Raw genomic sequence first — 19,486 nt, 5'->3', positions numbered from 1 at the left:
TTATTTATCTATTATTAAAATCTTATTGAAAGTACAAGTAACATGCAATAACATTGGAAATAATAATCGGGGAGCGATGGGAGATTAAAGCATGCAAAAACCTGTTATATGTGAATACTGTCAAAAACCAATTCCCTCCCGGAAGGAATTAATAACAACAAAAAAACTTCTTAACGTTCATCCTTATCATGAACAGTGCTATTCCAGAGAATTGAAAGGGAGAAAGTCTTTTCTGCTCGATAATTATCCCATCAATGGTTTTTCCGGAAACTTAGTTGTGTTTTTTTCAATCCTGCTGACCGTAATTATGGCTTTTTACCTTGAACCTTTTCAGACAGCAATCGTAGGAATACTTGCATTAGTAACTCTCTTCTACAGGTTTTATTCCTATTTGACCTACGAAAAGCTTCTTCCTAAAACCCGGCCACCTTTAACTTAATAAAATTAAGTGCGGGGTCCTTTGGATTTTATCCATGCGTGACCTCATTAACCAGAAAACCGTGTCCACCGCCTATACACTGCTTCAATGGATAAAAAGATGAAAAAGGAGGATTTCCCGATGAATATTGCCTGTGTCGGCACTGGTTTTATTGTGGACAGGTTTTTAGAAGCAGCGGAAATAAACGGGACAGTGCACCCAGCTGCAATATATACGCGAAAAGAAGAAAACGCTGTATCTCTCCAAAATAAATACGGTATCGGCTCTATCTATACTTCCTACGAAAAAATGCTGGCTGATCCATTCATAGATGCTGTATACATAGCTTCTCCAAACAGTATGCACTACACTCATGCCTTGCAGGCCATTCAAGCAGGCAAAAACGTGCTTGTAGAAAAACCTTTCTGTGCAAATTCAGAACAGGCATCACACCTGATAAAAACAGCTGAACAATACGAAGTAATTCTTATGGAAGCTATCACTACGATCCACCTGCCAAATTTCCACCAAATTGAAAAAGAAATTAGAGGTCTTGGTCCTCTCCGTTTGATTCAATGCAATTACAGTCAATACTCCAGCCGTTATGATAAACTTCTGGCTGGTGAAACACCGAACGTTTTCAATCCGGCATTTGCAGGTGGAGCATTAATGGATATTAACCTTTATAATCTTTATTTCACCGTCCGCCTCTTCGGGCGTCCTCAAAGAGTAACGTATGAAGCCAATTTTCATTCTAACGGAATTGACACATCCGGATGTGTGCTGCTCAGTTATAATAACTTTAAAGCCATCTGCATCGGAAGCAAAGATACTTCCGGGTTAAATTCCGCTCTTATTCAGGGCGAAAAGGGCTGGCTCCACGTGTTAAATGGAGTAAACGGCTGCCGGGAAATTAATGTTCATATAAATGGTGAGGCTGCGCCAAAAACAATCCCGCAAAAAGAAAATCTGATGTATTACGAATTAGCTGTTTTTCAGGATATGGTATCGAAACAAGATTTCAAACGTGCTGCAGAGCTTCAGGTATATACAAAAGATGTGATGCATGTTCTCGATGAAGCACGGAAATCTGCCAACCTTATTTTTCCATAATAGTCACAAGTTTATAATGAACAGCGTTCGTTGAAAAACTCTGACTAAAAAGGCTGCCTTGAAAATAAAGCAGATAAACGATAAATGGGCGCTTTCGTTTCCATGGGGACGCCCCAGGCGGGCCGGACTCAGCTGATTCCGTCTTCCCATTGGTCGGGCGGAGTGGGGCTCGTCCTTTATCGTCCTGGAGTCGTCCCATGTCCACTCCCGCGCCCCGTAAAAATAAGGAGTAGAATTTGTCTTCTAATAAAGAAGATACCTATTGAACATCATTTATTCCAACTGTATAGAGGAAAGTCCATTCCTATAGAAAGCTATTTTCATCTTTCATGTTGCATGTTGCATGAGTGTCTGTTTAATACCATGTTCCCCTCTTCCTGCGTTATTTTACAAATCACATGTTTTAATTTTTCTACAGAAGGAAATAGTAATGTAACAGAACTGTAACAAACGACTGAGAAAGGAGTGCTGCTATGATGGAAAAAAAATATTCAGTAATTGTTCTTGATTCCGAGGGAGAAATGCAGAATATTCTGGACCCGCGCAATGGTCAGGCGCTTGAAGAGCTTATGCTGACAGATCAGGAATCAGCCCGTAGTTATTATGATGAGTTAAAACAATCCTATAAAGATTTCTCTGTTAAAATGCTCTATAAATAATAAGTAGTACCTTTATGGCAGATGCAATTATTCTATTCATTTAGCCAGAGTCTTATTTACGGCTTTAAAAAGGCAGGAGCTCCTGTAACACCAGGAGCTCCTGCCTTTTTTATACCACTGTTTTTTTAGATTTCGAAACTGGAGAATCTGCTTTTTTATCCAGATAGCTGCGAATGTCCGACGGCGTCAATCCCATGTCTCTAGCTTCCCTCAACAACTCTGCCCAAGTTTTTTCACGCGCTGCCCTTAACATATCGCGCTTCCCCTCCTATCAGTGTTAACTGACAGGCAATGCGGCCACCATAGGTCTCTACTCCCTTAGGTCCGTCACTTTGTGTCACTGTTTTTCAACAGTTTTACCTTTTTCTGCAGTTATTATCCAAAATATTCCGACAACTCAATGGAAATATTATATAATATTTATTTAAACGAATAAATGAGCCGAAAGTATTGTTTAATAAACTGCATCATAATATTTTCTTTTTTCACTATTTAATTTCCTGTTGTTCAACCTGCAAAAACTCAATCGATCCCATGGGAGGTTCCGTATCCATTAATTCTTCCAGGAGCCATATTTCGAGAACCATTCCTGTGCGAAGGTCTTCCACAGCTATATCGTTTCCTGATCCAGTACGGAATTCTGAATTCATATGTTCACTAAGCCAAATATTTTCCCCACTCTCCTCTTCTATCATAAACCTGTTTCTGTTTACATCTAATTCCACGATTATTCCAGTTAAATCCGGTGGCCGCTCCGGCTCCGCTGAGGTAAATGAAAAACTGCTGCAGCTGCTGTTTAATAAAATACAGAATAAGAAAAGGAGGCGGCCCATAATATACACCCCTTAACCAGCTTTTTTATTAAATACTTACCCTTTTTTGGGTATTCCGAATCCGTTTTGAAAACTCTGGTTTGTTCTTATTAACTTTTTTAAGGTGAATCAACGACTCCTTTCATTCTTTGCAGGAATAAGCATGTTTAATGTGGAAAGTTATTTAAAGAACCATATTTTGAGAAAAGGAGGAATCTTCCATGCAGCATATAAGATGGGGAATTCTAAGCAGTGCGGCAATAGCTGAAAATCAGATGGTACCTGCTATAAAAGAAGCTTCAAACGCCGTTCTCAAGGCCGTAGCAAGCCAAAGCGGAAAAGCTGCGGAAACAGCAGAAAAATGGGGAGCAGAAAAAGCTCATGATTCATATGAAGCGCTTCTTAAAGATCCGGAAATTGATGCCGTTTATATTCCACTTCCAAATTCCCTCCACAAAGAATGGGTCATTAAATCAATGAATCATCAAAAACATGTTCTGGTTGAAAAACCAGCAGCAGTTACATCCAACGATATTCATGAAATAAGAGAAGCGGGAAAAGCTACAGGAATGACCTGGATGGAAGGCTTTATGTATCAGTTTCATCCTCAGCATGATTACGTCCGTGAAGTGATGGACAGCGGCACGATAGGTACAATCAAACGTATCCGTTCTTCTTTTTCTTTCCCACTGGATTTAGCCGCCAAAAACATACGTCTTGATGCTGATTTAGGCGGTGGCAGTTTATATGATGTCGGTTGTTATTGTGTTCATATATGCCGTCACCTCCTGCGGCAGGAACCGACTCACGTCTTTTCGGCAGCTCGGAAAATCGAGAATATTAATGTAGATATTTCCACTACCGGTCTGCTTAATTTTAACGATGTTGATTGTGTAATTGACTGCAGCTTTGACGAAGCAGCTTTAAACCGCTATGAAGTTGTCGGGTCCAGAGGACGAATCGAAGTGCCCTATGCTTTTCGACCTGATCAGAATCCACAAGGCGGTAATGGTGAAGTTATCGTCAAGGATAAGGAAGGAATAGTTCAGGAGCATCGATTCTTTGAGGGTAACCAATTTACAAATCAAATTGCACACTTTTCTGAATGCCTGCTTGAAGGAAAAGATCCAGTTTATACTCCCGAAAGCACCCATAACAATATGAAAGTTATTGAAGCAATGTACGCTTCCCAAAACTGAAATATTTCTTAAGGAAACTCCTCTCCGCCGACATTCTTTTTCATCGCTTAAGCTTCTCAGCGCAGCAGAGAAAGGGTTTTTAAGGAGAGGAGTCTTTCATGAAAATTTCTACTATATAATAAATTTTCATTCACGTGAACTTCCTGCAGATTATCGTGAAAAGTACATAAAAATGTGAATACTGCACATTTCTACCTTGAAAATAAAGGATATAAGCGATAAACGGGCGCTTTCGTTTCCGATAGGGCGAAGGGCAGGCCATCTGCCCTCCAGCTTGTGGAAAAAATACAGCAGAACCAGTCTTCTAATAACGAAAACCCCTTCAGATCATCATTCCTTCCACCTGAATAGGGGGAGAAGCTCCATTTTTATAGAAGGCCATTTTCATCTAACATGATGCAGCGATTCTGCATGAGTGTCTCTGTTAAAAGTCCATGATTTTTGGGAGCGCATGCGGCTTTCCTCTCGACCGGGAAACAATGCGTATTGACAGAGATTATATTATTATAATGGAGGTTTTGTTTTTGAAAACGCTTACTGATTTTTCAACAAGAATTATGCAGCGTTATTTACCGGATCCCTTTCTATTTGTCATTATTCTTACTTTCGTTGTGTTTGTAATGGGTCTTCTGTTAACTCCGAGCACGCCTGTTGATATGGTTGTTCACTGGGGAGAAGGATTTTGGGATTTGCTTGAGTTTGCTATGCAGATGGTGCTGGTACTCGTAACCGGATATGTACTAGCAAGCAGCCGGATTTTCAAGGAAGGACTGCGAAAACTGGCCGGTTTGGCTTCCACACCTGGACAGGCTATTGTGATTGTGACACTCGTGGGACTTCTGGCAAGCTGGATTAACTGGGGTTTCGGCCTTGTTATAGGCGCTCTCTTTGCAAAAGCTCTGGCCCGTCGTATTACTACAGTGGACTACCGCCTGCTTATTGCAAGCGCGTACAGCGGTTTTATTGTCTGGCACGGGGGTCTGGCAGGCTCTATTCCTTTAACTGTAGCTACAGAAGGACATTTTTCAGAAGATATTATCGGGATCATCCCAACAAGCGAAACCATATTTGCTCCTTTTAATTTAATTATAGTAGCTTCTCTATTTATCACAGTGCCTGTTTTGAACAGAATGATGATGAGTTCTAAAGATGCGGTAACTGTCGATCCTTCGCTTTTAAAAGATTCTGCAGACGTTAAAGAAAGTCCGCCTAAAGCGGATCAAACTCCTGCCGAACGTCTGGAAAACAGCATGGTGCTCTCCATGGTCACCGGTTTACTCGGATTGAGTTTTATTCTTTATTACCTGATCACGGCGGGTTTCAATTTAAATTTAAACATAGTGAATTTTATATTTTTATTTCTTGGCATACTCTTTCATGCCACTCCAAAAAATTATTTAGCGAGTGTAGCCGAAGCAGTTAAAAATGCAGGGGGAATAATTATTCAATTCCCGTTTTATGCCGGAATTATGGGAATGATGGTAGCATCCGGACTTGCAGTGGAATTTTCATCCTGGTTTGTTTCCTTATCCAATGAAATGACTTTTCCTCTTTTCGCCTTTTTAAGTGCAGGTATTGTAAACTTTTTTGTTCCTTCCGGAGGCGGACAATGGGCCGTTCAGGCTCCTATTATGCTTGCAGCAGGACAGGAACTTGGAGTGAGTGCTGCCAGAACCTCCATGGCTGTAGCCTGGGGCGATGCCTGGACAAATATGATACAGCCATTCTGGGCCCTTCCTGCACTTGCTATTGCAGGTTTGAATGCTCGTGATATCATGGGATTCTGTATATGGGTTTTATTCCTCAGCGGCGCTGTTATTGGACTGGGACTACTGTTTATTTAATATAAGCTCTGTTAAAGCATTCTGTTGTTGATATATAAGAAAACTTCGCTTCAACCCGGCAGGCCTGCCGTGAAGGAGATTTCCAGCTTCCTCGGGCTTACGCCCTGCGGGATTTTCCAATCTCTTTCTTCCACAGGAGTCCGCCGGTTTCCGCTTCGTTTTTATTCTCTCATACAGAAAGCCTGCTGTTGAACTAAGAAGATACCAAGGTAAAAACCAGTGCCATGGCAGAGACGCCTGCGGAAAAAGAAAGCGGGAAGATCCTATCGGACGACAGGGAGGGAGAGCTGAAGGCTTTCTCCGCGGCAGGCGAAGAAAAAAGAGCCGCAGGCAATCCAATAACAACATGGAGCTTTAACAGAGACACTCATGCAAAAGCCTTGCACCATGAAGGATGAAAATCCCCTTTTACAGGAATGGAATTCCCTATCTATAAAGGTGGTATGAATGATTTTCAAGAAGGAATTTTCTTTATTAGATGGCAGATACTTCTCTATCTTTTTACCGTAAGCGGAAGAGGACACGGGGCGACTCCGGGGCGATGGAGGACGAGCCGAAGATCCATCCCTCCCGACCGCAGGAAGGAAGGGATCAGCTGAGGCCGGCCCGCCCGGAAAGCGTCCCCATGGAAACGAAAGCGTACGTTCATCGCTTATCTACTTTATTTTCAAGGTAGCCTTAATATAAGAAACGGTTCAAAAATCGAGGGCGGACAGTTCTATCGACACTGGCTAAAATCTTCAGTGTCGATAGAATTTTCCTATTTCTCTTAATTTCATGTTTATTAATCCCTGTAAAAAGGAAGACGTAAAAAAGAGAGGAGCGGCAACTCCTCTCTTTAAATAATAAAATTAGTTTTTAAATGTGTGCTGACCAATCTTGGATTGAGTAGGCTGAGAATCCAACCATCTGTTTGTTGCAATGTCAGCATTGTAGAAGAAAATGGCATTTCCTACGTTGGAACTTCCACCGAGAGCTTCCTGTACTGCCTCTTTAGACTGGCTGGAAGCTGCATTATTAATAGAGCCATTTCGGATAGGATCAAATTGACCAGGCTCGTTAATTACTCCACTGACACTATTAGGGAATGCCCCTGATTCAACACGGTTCAATACTACTTCTGCTACACCGACTTTACCATTGAAAGGTTCACCCTGTGCTTCTGCAGTAACAAGACGCTCAAGCAGATCCTGCTCAGAAGAAGAGATATTGACACTGGAAGAATTGTTTGAAGATCCACTGTCTTCTGTTGAAGCTGTTTCTTCAGAACTGCTGCTTCCACCGTTGCTTCCGCCATCAGTATTGATCTGCTCTCCAATGCTTATAACGCTTGGATTGTTGATCTGTGGATTTAGATCTACCAGCTCGTCCAATGACATACTATTTTCACTGGCAATATTATACATAGTATCTCCGCTCTCTACCGTGTGAGCTGAAACACTAGAAGCAAACAACATAGACGCACCGACAGTAACTGCAGTGACTCCTGTAAATAACTTTTTCATAATGAAAAACACCCCTATAATTTAAAATATTTTTTAAGAAAGTAAAGAGAACCATTCGCTCTCATAGAAACGAAGACTCGAGATCGCTTTGATCTGTCCTTCATTCCGTTGCAAAGTTTGCCACAGGATATGAACCTCTGTCAACTTACTATTGAAAATCTGCTCTCTAAACGCCTCTTTTGAAAAACTCCTGTAATAAAAACATCTTTTTCTATAAACTGCTTTTTTATGTATAAATGTTAATTATTATTTCTTCATCAATAAGTTCAAAACAGCTGCAGCCCCTGTCAAAACAGGGGCTGCAGCTGTTTTGAAAACATTATAACTCCTTGATTCCTCTCCCTTAACTGGATGAAAAAATCTCTTTTACCATAAAATACTTATATTACAGACTTATCATTGTATATTCAGGTTCCATAATATATAAAACTATAAGATACAAGCAGATAAAATCCTTTCATAAAAAGGTTGCAGGCCTCTTTCATATAATTAAAGCAGGTTCATTCAGAAAGTAAGAATCCAATTTTTTGGTTTAATTGTTACAGAGAGTTTAAAAGAAAATTTCATTGAATTTAAATCTGTTATTTTCTCTTCTATTGTTCAAAAAACACTTCTTTTAAATTTCAATATATTTACTTTAACCCCATTCATTTATGAAACTACGCCGTTTTGAAAGCGTTTTATTAAAATAATCCCATAATATTTATAACGATTTTCAATATTACACATAAAAAAAGGACTCCAACTGGAGAGTCCTTTCTATATGATGGTATTAAATTTTCACGAGAATTCTGCCCCGTACTTTGTTGTCCAGAATTTTCTTTAACGCCGGAGTAAGTTCCTCTAAAGAAATTTCTCTTACGATTTCTTCCAGGTGTGCAGGTTTTAAATCGGCAGCCGCCCTTTTCCAGACTTCACGACGCAGATCCATCGGACAGAATCCTGAATCTATACCCAGCAGATCTACTCCTCTTAAAATAAACGGCATAACCGTTACCGGGATGTCCACTCCTGCAGTTAACCCGCTGACGGCAACAGCTCCTCCCTGTTTAGTAGAACTTAAGATGGAAGCAAGCGGTTTTCCGCCTGTCGGATCTATGGCTGCTGCCCAGCGCTGCTTCTGAAGAGGGGGAAATTCTTTAGGTGTCACTTCTTCTCTGCTTATAACATCTCGAGCACCCAGTTCCTTTAAGTATTCATGTTCCGATTCTTTGCCTGTGCTGGCAATAATATTGTAGCCTCTTTTAGTCAGCATATCGACAGCCATACTGCCGACCCCTCCTGTGGCTCCGGTAACAAGTACCGGATCATCGGCTGGAGTTAATCCTCGTTCTTCCAGTCTATGTATGGAAAGTGCGGCAGTAAAGCCGGCTGTCCCTATCATCATTGCTTCCCGCATGGTTAGACCTTCTGGAAGAGGCACAACCCAGTCTGCGGGCACACGCGCATATTCGCTGTAGCCTCCGTCATGGCCAACCCCAAGTTCGTAGCTCGTTACAATTACTTTATCTCCTTCAATAAATTCGCTGCTTTTCGATTCTACTACTTCTCCCGAAAGGTCAATTCCAGGTACAATTGGATATTTTTTTGCTACTTTTGTTTTAGCGTAAAGTGCGAGTCCATCTTTGTAATTGACACAGGAGTAATGAACTTTAATTGTCACTTCCCCTTCCGGCAGATCGCTCCATTTCCGCTTAACAACTTCTCCTTCGCCATTTCCCTCCGTTACAAACGCTTTAAACTCCTGAACCATCATAATCCCTCCAGAATATGTTTTATCAATTAATATTCTGACAACTTGTTACAGATTTGTCCAGTCTAATATAAACGTGCACCAACAGGAATTTAAGAAGGTATTTCACTTTTATTTTCACATTCCTTAAAAAATATCCTAGAGTGTCTAAAATTAAAGGCTGCCTTGAAAATGAATTATATAAGCGGTATACGGAGGCTTTCGTTTTCATCGGAGCGCAGACTCGCCCTGAGATCTCCTCCACGACAGAGCTGAAGAGGAGTTTTCTACTTTTATCAACATGGGACTTAAAAACAGCTTTAATAAAACAGAGGAGAGCACTAGTTTAGCGCCGTCCCCTGCTTCTGCTTATTGTTTATCATTCTGTTTTTAATCAATTCTGCAAACTTGCTGCACTTTACGTGGTCATCCGGCTGTGGCAGAAGCTCAACCTTCATCGTTACAGCGAGGTCTGTTTTTTCAAAGAAAATATCTTTCAGTCGATCTACCGCTCCGCAGAAATATGGATAAAAACTATCTCCGGTACCGAAGGCTCCAGTCACTAAATTTTCATTCAAAGCTCCGTAAATCTTTTCCGTGAAATGCTGAAGCTGATCCGGCATTTCACCATTCCCCCAAGTGTATGTTCCAAGAATTAACGAATCTGCTTCCTGTAGTCTTTGAGGGGGAACGTCTTCCAGAGCATATTTTTCTACGGCAAGACCTGCCGTTCTTAATTCAATTTCGATCCATTCGGCAAGTGTTTTAGTATTACCTGTAATTGAGTGATAAACAAGCAGAATCACAATTCATCAAATCCATTTTTTTCAGTTACTTTTGAATACGTCCGTGATTTCTGTTCAAAGAAATCAGATTTCGTTTCGTTCATCATTTCATCGCTGAATACGTGAATCCAAGGCATTGGATTATCCCTTCCTTCATAGAGGTTCTGCAGACCAAGCTGCCTTAGGCGCTTATTGGCAAGGTATTCAACATACCCCTCGTATTCTTCAATATTTATTCCTTCTATATCTTTAAGAATACTTTGGGCCCACTCTTTTTCCAGATGAACGGCTTTGCTGATCGATTCATAAATATAATCGATATTTTCCTCTGATGTCAATTCTTCATTTTCTTCCATTAGAAGTCTCACAAACTGAGATACAAAATAAGCATGCTGCATCTCATCCCTTTGGATGTAGCTGATCATCGTACTTGTTTTCACCATTTTCTGCTGGCGGGCCATATGATAGAAAAAAGCAAAGCCTGCATAGAAGTAAATACCTTCTAAATTGATCGAATTAATACATAGTTGAAACAAATTTTGTTTGGACGGACTGCTGCGGAATTTTTCATAAGACTCGAGTATCAGTTTATTGCGCTTTTGAACAAGGGGATCATCTTTCGCTTCATCAAATCGTGCTTTTTGTTCCGATGTTGAAACAAGGGAGCTGAGCACGTAGGAATATGATTCATTGTGCACTGCTTCCTGCTGGGCAATTACGGCAAAAATAGCCTGGAAGCTCGGATCCGTGACATAATCCATAACCTGTGCCATCGTAGGAGTCTGCAGACTGTCAAGAGACGCAAGCTGCGTATTAATTCGCAGGAAAACATCTTTCTCTACAGCCGACAGCTGATCCCATTGCTTAATATCGTCCTGCATATTTATTTCCTGAGCTTTCCAGAAATTCGATAGAAGAGCCTGATACACATCATACATCTGCGGATAGGCGATATCGTTCCAGTTTAATATTCCTGAAGCCTGACCATTGATAATACCGGTCGATTTATTCGGATATTCCGGCTCAAGCAGTTTCATTTTTGTTAACGTCATTGGAGACCCTCCTTGTATTATGAATGACAGCTTTCACATTCTTCAATTTCCTGCTGCGATGTGCTGCGGATATAATAAGTTGTTTTCAGTCCCTGTCTCCATGCTTCCAAATGAAGAGACAGCAGATCCTTCGCGTGGATATTATGCCTTACGTAAAGGTTAAAACTGATACCCTGATCAACGTGACGCTGCCTGGCTGCATTCTGCCGGATACTCCAGTGCTGATCGAGCTCATGACGGACTTTCTGATAGAAGGGATAAGTAACGTGTGTTAAATCTGGAGGAGTTACTTTTAATTTAAAATTTTTCTTCTCTTCCGCGTATTCAAGGGCGTATATCGGATCGATACCATCCGTGGATCCTGCTATTTTAGCTGTCGAAGAGTTCGGTGCAACGGCCATGAGCCAGCCATTGCGTATTCCGTGCTCCTTCACACTTTCCTTCAGCTTTATCCATTCTTCCGAATCGTAGCTTCTTCTTTCAAAATAATCACCGTTTTCCCATTCTGAACCCTGGAATCTTGGATAAGCTCCTTTTTCTTCAGCGAGTTCCATCGAAGAAGTTATCGCTGCAAAAGCAATTCGCTCATACAATGAATCTGCAAAATCTACTGCCTCTTTTGATTCCCAGTATATCCCCTGTTTAGCAAGTACATGATGCCAGCCGAATGTGCCTAACCCGACGGCGCGGTACGATTTATTCGTAGCTTCCGCCTGTCCGACGCTCAGCGTATTCAGATCAATTACATTATCCAGCATTCTCATCTGAATCTTTGCTGTCCGTTCAATTACGTTGTCTTCCACTACGTTCGCCAGGTGCATCGAAGAAAGATTACAGACGACAAAATCTCCCGGTTTACGAACAATGATAATATTCCCTTCTTCATCTTTATATTCTTTCGTGATAGACGTCGGGGACATATTCTGTGCAATTTCTGTACACAGATTACTGCAGTAAACAGAAGTTCTGCCGCGCTGTTTCTTATTCGGATTCTGTCTGTTTACTTCATCTCTGTAAAACATGTAGGGGGTACCGGTTTCGAGCTGGGCCACCATAAGCTGTTTCATAATATCCATTGCCCTTACTGTCTTTCTGGGAAGAAGCGGGTGTGCTTCCGCTTCTTCGTATTTTTCTGTGAAGAAGGCATAATCTTTTTCATCGTAAAAATCTTCAAGGCCCAGTGCGTTCCCCTCTTCGTCCTTCCAACCCATTGTCTGTTTAACCTGATGTGGACAGAAAAGTGACCATTCACCTGTACTCATGCCTTCCGCATCTTTTTCTTCCAGTTTCTTCATAAACAAATCCGGTATCGTCACTCCGGTAAAGACATCGTGTGCTTTCCTGCGTTCGTCCCCGTTGTTTGTCTTTAAATCCAGAAAGCCGCTCATCATATCTTTATGGAAGATATCAAGATATACCGCTACAGCGCCCTGTCTCTGCCCCAGCTGATCGACGCTGACTGCGGTATCGTTAAGGAGACGGATCCAGGGTATAACCCCGGATGATGTTTCTTTGAAGCCTTTTATATCCGAGCCGAGTGCCCGTACTTTTCCGAAATATACGCCGATCCCACCACCATCTTTACTTAGTCGTGCAATATCCCAGTTATTTAAATAGATCCCGTCCAGGGAATCTTCTACTGTGTCAATAAAACAGGAAGAAAGCTGACCGTAGCTTTTACCTGCATTGGCAAGCGTTGGTGTTGCGACAGTCATATATAAATTTGATAAAGCCCAGTAGGCTTCTTTTATAAGGTTTATCCTTTTTTCAGCCGGTTCGTTCTGCATCAGTGACATCGCAATAATCAGCCACCGTTCCTGCGGAAGCTCGTAGACTGCTTTATGATGATCACGTGCCAGGTAACGATCTGAGAGCAGAAACAGGCCGATAAACGTAAATTTTTGATCTTTTTCAGGGCTCAGGATGCCTTCCAATTCCATTACTTCTTCCCGGGTATATGTATCAAGAAGGTCTCTGCTGTAAATGCCTTTTTCAGTAAGTGTTTCAATCAACTCGTAAACATTCTGATATGGAGGACATCCCCGGCTATTTTCAGCTTTTCGGTACAATTCTTCAATTAATATCCTTGCTGCTGCAAAAGTATAGTCCGGCTGATCCATTGCTATCCGGTTTAAGGAATCATGGAGAACAAGCTGCATAGCAGCTTCCTCCGTCATGTCTTTTTCAGTCAGTTCCTTCTTAACAGCACTTAAATCAAGCTTATAATTACTTTCCATCTCCTGAATTTGATCTAGTAATGTGTCCGCCTGAATTGTTGTCATTGTTACTCATCCTTTCTATCAAATAAAAAAACTCTTCCTTGTTCGGAAGAGTGAAAGAAAAGAGTACAGCACGGCAAACACAGGAAAACAGCCTGTATTAATCCAGCACCGCCTCTATCCTCACACCCCGAAGAAAAGAAACTTAATGAAATAATGGCAGGTCTCCTGGCTCGTGCATCAACCTCTATGATCGCCCTTCCCATATGAATGCCGTGAAGCTTTTTCATACAGTGGCTGTGATCATATCGTCTGCACTTACAGTTGCGGGGACAGCTCCGGTTTTTACCGGATTCCCTATTAAGCCGCAAAGCGGCACCATTCATTCCATGCATACTATATTTAGTTAAATTTAAAAATAACTATCAATATATAGATAATATTACTTCCATTTCCACAAGAATGCAAGGACAATATTATTATTTATCAACGATCCTGGTAAAAAATTAGTAGAAGATATATCGTTTTCTCATTCTTAATAATGAATAATGAAGCTGTTTACCGTGACACAACGAACTAAGAAATCTGCAAATTGTTCTTTCATGTTACCAGCCCATATTGGAGGAATGAATTTAAGACGAGCCCCGCGGAAAGCGTCCGGCTGAAGTGAAAATTATTCACCATGTTCGGAAATCCCTTTCTTACAGCGGCTTATGAAATTGATTTGTGCTCTATGGTAAATCTTTCAGACCCGGCCATTCAAAAAATAAGTAAGGGCAAGTTCTTCTTCTTCGGACAACGGTGTCCCGTATTTTTTCTCCATGCCCGCACGCACTTTCCCCTCATCACCGTTCCATTTTTTGATTAATTCTGCCGTGGATCGAAGCAGGTCTGCTTCCTCCTGAAATTCTTTTTTGGAAATAGGTTTCCAGTGGGAAATGATGTATGTGTCTGCATCAAACGCTTCAATTTCATCGAGCATGGCAATAGTCCTGTCCGAAGTAAAGCGCCACGAGGGAGCATAAAGATCTGGAGCGAGAGCATCAGCGAGAAACATCGTTTTTTCTTCTCTTATATAAACAATAAGACCGTCAGGAGAGTGGTCGCCTCCTACTTTTTTAAGTAAACAGGTTACTTCTCCTAAATCAACAGCTACTTCCTTTTCAAAAGTAATCGTTGGCAGGGAGACGTTAATATCCCTTTTTTCAGGGAACTCTTTTTTAATCGCATCTGCACAAAACTCGATTTCAGTTCCTTCCTGTACCCTTTCGTTCAAAGCCTGATCGTCCCAGGTGAAATGCTGTATTTTTTTCATTGCCTGTTTGGTTGCCTCCGTCGCAATCGAAGGCATCCTCGTTAAGGCAGATAATCCAAAGACATGATCCCAGTGCCAGTGCGTTAGTGCAACCAGGGAAGGAGCAGTAATACCGGCGCCCGTCAGCTGATCGAGAAAGAGTCTGGCGTGTGCTTCCGAATTCCCAGCATCTATCATTAATGTACGGTTTCTGCCGGTAACCGCGGCAAGAATTGGCCGGTCAGTCTCCTCGACTGGAGTCATATAAACAAGATGGTCATTTAAATGAATTAATTCCTGCATAAGTATTCCTCCCTCCTTTCTACTGTAGCATACATGAAGATTAAAAATGTATAATCCAGAAGACGAATAAGTGGCTCTGTCTTATAAACGACGTTCCTTTCACGGAAGTCCTGGGCAAATGATAGTTAAATGTTTACCTTGTTTCACTCAGAGGAATAGATTGATACTTTTCATAAACAGGAGATGAGTATTTATGACCGAAAACTCTTTTTTTAACAATGATTACGAATCTTCCCGGGACCATTTCAGGAACCAGCTTTCTTCCATAGCAAAAATTAGACAGGATGCTTATTTGGATACTTATTATATAGGTGATCGGGAAGATGATAATTCAGTTGATATTCTTGCATCTGATGCTTCTTCCCGTAAAACACTGCTCACTATTACCGCCGGTGAGCACGGAATTGAAGGATATACAGGCAGTGCATTGCTCTCCATGTTCATTGAAAATTTCCTTCCACACCTGAATCCGGAAACAACCGGTTTACGACTGGTTCACAGCGTTAATCCCTGGGGGATGCGCCACTGCAGAAGGGTAACAGAAAATAATGTCGATATGAACCGGAATTACCTTCTTGATTTTAGTCAATTGCGGGATCGTGCGGATAATGAATATGAGAAACATAAATCTCTTTTTAACCCGGAGGCCCCAATTCAGAATCTTAATAAACAAAACTCTTTTCTACTCTCTTATTTACAGAAAAATCTTACGGAAAAAGAACTCGAACGCCTTAAAAATACACCCGGCGGTCAATATAAATATCCGCAGGGCGTTTTCTATGGAGGTAGCGTTATGGAGGAAACAACCCGGCAGCTGGCCGATAGATATAAAGAATGGGCGGAAAGCTACGATCATATCGTTCATATAGATCTTCACACCGGCGGGGGTCCGATGAATGAACTTACGATGATTTTTATGGATGGCGACAGCCGTTCCGCCTCCGAGCTTCAAAAGAGTTTAGGAAGGAAAAATGTCAGTAAAACGAATAACGAAGATGTTTCCGGAGATTCGGTTGAGTTTCTTCAGAAAATGATTCAGACAGTCTATCCTGAGAAGCGTTCCGTATTTGCTCTTTTTGAATTTGGTACTATCGAGGAATCAACAGACGGTTATCTATTTTGTGCGAAAGCGATGATAAACGAAAATCAGCTTCATTTTGAGGGCGCGCGATTCTCTGAAGATGAAATGAGCGTGCGCAATGATTTCACCCGTTTATTTAATCCGGCTGATAAAACATGGCAGTCTTCCATATTCAAAGAAGCAGAAAAAGGTTTTCGCTCTCTGTTAAAGAGCGAAAACCTGATATAGTACTTTTCCCTAGATCACCATTGCCAGAAGCGCTCCGACAAGGCCTATCATTAATGCATAGCCAAGGGCAGGGAGAACGGTCTTGCGAATAATATCCCCTTCTTTTCCGACAAGGCCGACAACTGCTGCAGCGGCTACAACATTGTGTACGCATATCATATTGCCTGCTGCAGATCCAGCCACCTGCTGTGCGAGGACAAGATTCGTATTTAAGCCCGCTTCCGCTGCCACGTTAAGCTGGATAGGTGAAAAAGTTAACGCTGAGACCATCGAGCTGCCTGTTACAAAAGATCCAAGCAGACCGAGAAATGGGGCTGCTATGTGCCAGACGCTTCCAAGTCCAGCGGAGAGAACCAAAGCGATATATTCCGGCATTGATACAAGATCTGAGGCGTTGATCCCCGAGTTAATAAACACATTAACGAGGGCAAGTGTTGGAAAAAGGGCCAGTGCAGCTCCGATAACTGTGCCTCTTGCTTCTTTTAACGCTGCTCCAAAATCCTTTATTTTTTTCCGCTGTGTAAACACGGATAAAAATGCTGCAAGCAGAAGGACAGCTCCGGGAGAATAAAGCACTTCCCAGCTTGATGAAACTTCTTCTATCCCAAAAATATTGTTCCACGATAGATCAACTGCCTGCTGAGTAAACTGCTGAACAGGTTCGACTACTCTTGTCAGCAGCAGAAGAGCAATAACAATAAAATAAGGACTCCAGGCTGCCGCAAGAGACATATCACTCTTCTCTTCAACCTCTTCAAAGTCTTCTACAAGAGCCTCCTGCCAGGGTGTGGTTTTAGGAAGCAGTATATTTTTCTTTGCAGTAAGAGCTGCAGCGCCCAATCCCGTTAATGAAGCAAGAATTGCCACGAATTCCGGACCAAATAACAGTGCATATACATAGGCAGAAACCGAATAAATAAGACCTACCGCAAATGCCCATGGAAACAGCTGCATGACCCCACCTTTTTTTCCTTTCTTTCCAAAGCTAAGGGTGAGAACGACTACCAGAAGGAACGGAACAAAGGTCCCTACAAATATATCCATTAAAGTTATATTAACTGCTATTTCCTGATACATTGCAGCTCCTGCTCCCTCTACTCCACCGAGACCGATAATTACCGGTGTCCCTACTGCACCGAAAGAAACAGCCGTGCTGTCAGCTATTAATGCGAGAGTAGCTGCAGCAAGCGGTGTAAAACCGAGTGCTACCATCAGCGGACCTGTGACCGCAGCAGGTGTTCCGAATCCCGCTGCGCCTTCAATCAGACTTCCAAATAGAAACGCTACAATTACAACCTGCACCCGCATATCCGGCGAAATATTACGAAATCCCTGGTTGATGCGGTCCACCGCCCCTGTCTGACGCAGAGTATTCAGCAGTACAATTGCTCCGAGAAGAATGAATAGTATGGTTAATGCCTGATGGAACCCTTCCATTACAGAAGCGGAAAGTGTTATAGCATCCATGTCCCATGTGAAATAAGCCAGAGAAATAAATATTAATGCGCTGTAGAGCATTCCTTTCTTAGCAGGCATCCTCAAAAGAACTAAAAATATAAATGGAGCAATAATTGCGCTGAAAGCCGTCACTGCCAGCATAGAAAACTCCCCCTTTCCAAATTTAGGACAACAGATATTCTTATTATACCTGCATATATCATGTTCAATATTTCACAAGATCCTAAAAATAAAAAACTTCTTCAATGTGAAGCAATTCACATATTTAACTGTTAACTGTATTATATAAAATTTCACTTCTGTTGTATATAAACAAGTATTTAAATTAATGACAACTTTATGTATAAACATGTGTATGTGCATACATATATGATAATAATTCCAAAAAAATCTACCTGTACCACATATTATTTTTTTGATGTAACACAGAAAAGAATTAATTTCCCATCATAAAAATTTTTAACCTATATTTAGGGTGTAATAGATCTGTCCGCGTTTGTTATTTGTATTTATTAAGTGCAAACTTCACTTCACGCTGGAGAGAAGCAGTTGATCATTTCCTGTATTGACGGTGTTCGTTCCACCTGTTTCTTTGATGGTAGACTTCCCTTTTCCAGAACTTTATTGCTGAATTTTGCTTCTTCTTTAAAAAGAGTATCGCGTAAAAGCACAGTTTCTGAATGATGTTGAAACGGATCGGGAGGAAATCAGTAGAAAACATCAATCTAATATTGAATTATCCTGTAAAAAATCATTCAAAGATTCAAGTATTTCTTTAGCTTTCCCTTCAATGCACAGATCGAAATCCCCAGCCTGTTCATTTATTTCAGTGTTAATATACACTGTTCTGCCTTTCGTCATGGAATGAAGCTGATTGGCAGGATACACTTCCAGACTAGTACCGATAACGAGAACAAGATCTGCTGTTTCTATCTCTCCAAGAGCTGATGTCCAGGTTTCTTTCGGAAGCATTTCCCCGAAAAGAACGACTCCCGGCCTTAGTCTGCCTCCACATCCACATTTTGATTTCTGCTTCAGATCATGAACAGCTGCCTGCTTTCCACAGTCATGGCAGTAAATTTTATCAAGCGAACCATGAAGTTCATAAACTTTTTCATTACCTGCTTTTTTATGCAGGCCATCCACGTTTTGTGTCGCAATTCCGTCAATAAGCCCCTGTTCTTCCAAAGCGGCTAATATCAAATGCCCTCCATGAGGAGCTGTATTGGTTAAGGCTTCTATTCTTCCCGCATAGAAATCAGCAAAAAGAGAGTAATTTCTGTAAAGTGCCTCCGGAGTTGCTACCGTTCGCGGGTCGATCTGCTTCCACCAGCCTTTTTCCGACCTGAAATCGGGAAGATTCGACTCAGTGCTCATCCCTGCTCCTGTAAGCACCATCGTTTTCCTGGAAGTAAGAATCCAGTTGGCAAGCTTTACTTCTTTTTCGTAGTTTTTCGGAAAACATGATTCTATCCATGCATCGAATACAGACTCATTTCGATAGCGGTGATTTAAAATCCGTTTTTGAACAGCAGCCTTTATACTGTCTTCTATATATAAAGGAAAAAGCGAAAGCCAGGAATATTCGTCCAGCAGAGCCATTGCCTCGTTTTTTGTTTCTGCTGATGAAAAATGCTTCATTCCTTCTTCCATTTCTGTAATAACTCTGCGGTAAGAGAATTTTCCATCAAGTGTTTTCTTTGCTTTGAGATCTATCGTACCGTTTTCCATTCCTATAGACAAAATAGTTTTCCATTCTTCTTTTGCCATGATTATCACCTTGT

Annotated in this window: 16 protein-coding genes and 2 riboswitches; of the genes, 6 read left to right on the top strand and 10 right to left on the bottom strand. The window is 41.4% G+C overall.

Annotated elements, in window-relative coordinates:
* The first annotated feature begins 91 nt into the window (after positions 1 to 91).
* The 3 genes from FTX54_RS05735 (at position 92) to FTX54_RS05725 (ending at position 2,190) form a co-directional block, all read left to right on the top strand.
* Positions 92 to 439 (top strand): hypothetical protein, encoded by a 348-nt coding sequence (locus FTX54_RS05735; RefSeq protein ID WP_147804109.1) that lies wholly within the window; start codon positions 92 to 94, stop codon positions 437 to 439.
* A 120-nt stretch (positions 440 to 559) separates the two neighbouring features.
* Positions 560 to 1,531, top strand: a complete 972-nt coding sequence (locus tag FTX54_RS05730; protein WP_147804108.1) for a Gfo/Idh/MocA family protein — start codon at positions 560 to 562, stop codon at positions 1,529 to 1,531.
* Positions 1,532 to 2,004: 473 nt separating this feature from the next.
* Positions 2,005 to 2,190 carry a hypothetical protein gene (locus tag FTX54_RS05725; protein ID WP_147804106.1) on the top strand — a complete coding sequence of 62 codons (186 nt, stop codon included), beginning with the start codon at positions 2,005 to 2,007 and terminating at the stop codon, positions 2,188 to 2,190.
* Between the two features lie 109 nt (positions 2,191 to 2,299).
* On the opposite strand, the gene FTX54_RS05720 is transcribed toward FTX54_RS05725, so the two are convergent.
* Positions 2,300 to 2,443 carry an anti-repressor SinI family protein gene (locus tag FTX54_RS05720; RefSeq protein ID WP_147804105.1) on the bottom strand — a complete coding sequence of 48 codons (144 nt, stop codon included), beginning with the start codon at positions 2,441 to 2,443 and terminating at the stop codon, positions 2,300 to 2,302.
* Positions 2,444 to 2,474: 31 nt separating this feature from the next.
* A riboswitch (cyclic di-GMP riboswitch) is annotated at positions 2,475 to 2,561 on the bottom strand.
* Positions 2,562 to 2,678: 117 nt separating this feature from the next.
* Positions 2,679 to 3,023 carry a hypothetical protein gene (locus FTX54_RS05715; RefSeq protein ID WP_187254585.1) on the bottom strand — a complete coding sequence of 115 codons (345 nt, stop codon included), beginning with the start codon at positions 3,021 to 3,023 and terminating at the stop codon, positions 2,679 to 2,681.
* Between the two features lie 200 nt (positions 3,024 to 3,223).
* Between FTX54_RS05715 and FTX54_RS05710 the strand changes: the two genes are divergently transcribed.
* The gene (locus FTX54_RS05710; RefSeq protein WP_147804103.1) at positions 3,224 to 4,201 is read left to right on the top strand and encodes a Gfo/Idh/MocA family protein; all 978 of its coding nucleotides are present in this window, start codon (positions 3,224 to 3,226) and stop codon (positions 4,199 to 4,201) included.
* 524 nt (positions 4,202 to 4,725) lie between these two features.
* Entirely contained in the window at positions 4,726 to 6,045 is a 1,320-nt protein-coding gene (locus FTX54_RS05705; RefSeq protein WP_147804160.1) for a short-chain fatty acid transporter, read from the top strand.
* An 851-nt stretch (positions 6,046 to 6,896) separates the two neighbouring features.
* On the opposite strand, the gene FTX54_RS05700 is transcribed toward FTX54_RS05705, so the two are convergent.
* From FTX54_RS05700 to FTX54_RS05675, 6 genes are all read right to left on the bottom strand, one after another.
* On the bottom strand, positions 6,897 to 7,550 hold the full coding sequence (locus tag FTX54_RS05700; RefSeq protein ID WP_147804101.1) for a cell wall hydrolase: 654 nt from the start codon (positions 7,548 to 7,550) through the stop codon (positions 6,897 to 6,899).
* Between the two features lie 772 nt (positions 7,551 to 8,322).
* Positions 8,323 to 9,303 (bottom strand): oxidoreductase, encoded by a 981-nt coding sequence (locus FTX54_RS05695; RefSeq protein WP_147804159.1) that lies wholly within the window; start codon positions 9,301 to 9,303, stop codon positions 8,323 to 8,325.
* Positions 9,304 to 9,623: 320 nt separating this feature from the next.
* On the bottom strand, positions 9,624 to 10,088 hold the full coding sequence (locus FTX54_RS05690; RefSeq protein WP_187254584.1) for a flavodoxin domain-containing protein: 465 nt from the start codon (positions 10,086 to 10,088) through the stop codon (positions 9,624 to 9,626).
* Complete coding sequence (locus FTX54_RS05685; RefSeq protein WP_147804099.1) at positions 10,085 to 11,119, bottom strand: ribonucleotide-diphosphate reductase subunit beta; 1,035 nt, start codon at positions 11,117 to 11,119, stop codon at positions 10,085 to 10,087. The genes FTX54_RS05690 and FTX54_RS05685 overlap by 4 nt, the downstream gene beginning before the upstream one ends.
* Before the next feature lie 17 nt (positions 11,120 to 11,136).
* Entirely contained in the window at positions 11,137 to 13,401 is a 2,265-nt protein-coding gene (locus tag FTX54_RS05680) for a ribonucleoside-diphosphate reductase subunit alpha (protein ID WP_147804098.1), read from the bottom strand.
* 138 nt (positions 13,402 to 13,539) lie between these two features.
* Positions 13,540 to 13,736: riboswitch (cobalamin riboswitch) on the bottom strand.
* Positions 13,737 to 14,083: 347 nt separating this feature from the next.
* Positions 14,084 to 14,935, bottom strand: a complete 852-nt coding sequence (locus FTX54_RS05675) for an MBL fold metallo-hydrolase (RefSeq protein WP_147804097.1) — start codon at positions 14,933 to 14,935, stop codon at positions 14,084 to 14,086.
* Between the two features lie 193 nt (positions 14,936 to 15,128).
* On the opposite strand from FTX54_RS05675, the gene FTX54_RS05670 reads away from it, so the two are divergent.
* Positions 15,129 to 16,244: a M14 family metallopeptidase gene (locus tag FTX54_RS05670; RefSeq protein WP_147804096.1), complete on the top strand. Its 1,116-nt coding sequence runs from the start codon at positions 15,129 to 15,131 to the stop codon at positions 16,242 to 16,244.
* A gap of 9 nt (positions 16,245 to 16,253) precedes the next feature.
* Here FTX54_RS05670 and FTX54_RS05665 read toward each other — a convergent pair whose 3' ends face one another.
* On the bottom strand, positions 16,254 to 17,843 hold the full coding sequence (locus FTX54_RS05665) for an L-lactate permease (protein WP_147804095.1): 1,590 nt from the start codon (positions 17,841 to 17,843) through the stop codon (positions 16,254 to 16,256).
* Between the two features lie 579 nt (positions 17,844 to 18,422).
* The gene (locus tag FTX54_RS05660; protein WP_338485605.1) at positions 18,423 to 19,472 is read right to left on the bottom strand and encodes an NAD-dependent deacylase; all 1,050 of its coding nucleotides are present in this window, start codon (positions 19,470 to 19,472) and stop codon (positions 18,423 to 18,425) included.
* Positions 19,473 to 19,486: the final 14 nt, after the last annotated feature.

This window comes from Alkalicoccus halolimnae (genome assembly GCF_008014775.2).
Classification (GTDB): domain Bacteria; phylum Bacillota; class Bacilli; order Bacillales; family Salisediminibacteriaceae; genus Alkalicoccus; species Alkalicoccus halolimnae.
The sequence above is the reverse complement of the archived record's forward strand: the minus strand, read 5'-3'. Positions and strand labels throughout refer to the sequence as shown.

What these genes read in the sequence shown, in the direction of transcription:
- FTX54_RS05735 (WP_147804109.1), top strand. Translation starts at nt 92, where the DNA reads ATGCAAAAACCTGTTATATGTGAATACTGTCAAAAACCAATTCCCTCC.
- FTX54_RS05730 (WP_147804108.1), top strand. Translation starts at nt 560, where the DNA reads ATGAATATTGCCTGTGTCGGCACTGGTTTTATTGTGGACAGGTTTTTA.
- FTX54_RS05725 (WP_147804106.1), top strand. Translation starts at nt 2,005, where the DNA reads ATGATGGAAAAAAAATATTCAGTAATTGTTCTTGATTCCGAGGGAGAA.
- FTX54_RS05720 (WP_147804105.1), bottom strand. Translation starts at nt 2,443, where the DNA reads ATGTTAAGGGCAGCGCGTGAAAAAACTTGGGCAGAGTTGTTGAGGGAA.
- FTX54_RS05715 (WP_187254585.1), bottom strand. Translation starts at nt 3,023, where the DNA reads ATGGGCCGCCTCCTTTTCTTATTCTGTATTTTATTAAACAGCAGCTGC.
- FTX54_RS05710 (WP_147804103.1), top strand. Translation starts at nt 3,224, where the DNA reads ATGCAGCATATAAGATGGGGAATTCTAAGCAGTGCGGCAATAGCTGAA.
- FTX54_RS05700 (WP_147804101.1), bottom strand. Translation starts at nt 7,550, where the DNA reads ATGAAAAAGTTATTTACAGGAGTCACTGCAGTTACTGTCGGTGCGTCT.
- FTX54_RS05695 (WP_147804159.1), bottom strand. Translation starts at nt 9,303, where the DNA reads ATGGTTCAGGAGTTTAAAGCGTTTGTAACGGAGGGAAATGGCGAAGGA.
- FTX54_RS05685 (WP_147804099.1), bottom strand. Translation starts at nt 11,119, where the DNA reads ATGACGTTAACAAAAATGAAACTGCTTGAGCCGGAATATCCGAATAAA.
- FTX54_RS05680 (WP_147804098.1), bottom strand. Translation starts at nt 13,401, where the DNA reads ATGACAACAATTCAGGCGGACACATTACTAGATCAAATTCAGGAGATG.
- FTX54_RS05675 (WP_147804097.1), bottom strand. Translation starts at nt 14,935, where the DNA reads ATGCAGGAATTAATTCATTTAAATGACCATCTTGTTTATATGACTCCA.
- FTX54_RS05670 (WP_147804096.1), top strand. Translation starts at nt 15,129, where the DNA reads ATGACCGAAAACTCTTTTTTTAACAATGATTACGAATCTTCCCGGGAC.
- FTX54_RS05665 (WP_147804095.1), bottom strand. Translation starts at nt 17,843, where the DNA reads ATGCTGGCAGTGACGGCTTTCAGCGCAATTATTGCTCCATTTATATTT.
- FTX54_RS05660 (WP_338485605.1), bottom strand. Translation starts at nt 19,472, where the DNA reads ATGGCAAAAGAAGAATGGAAAACTATTTTGTCTATAGGAATGGAAAAC.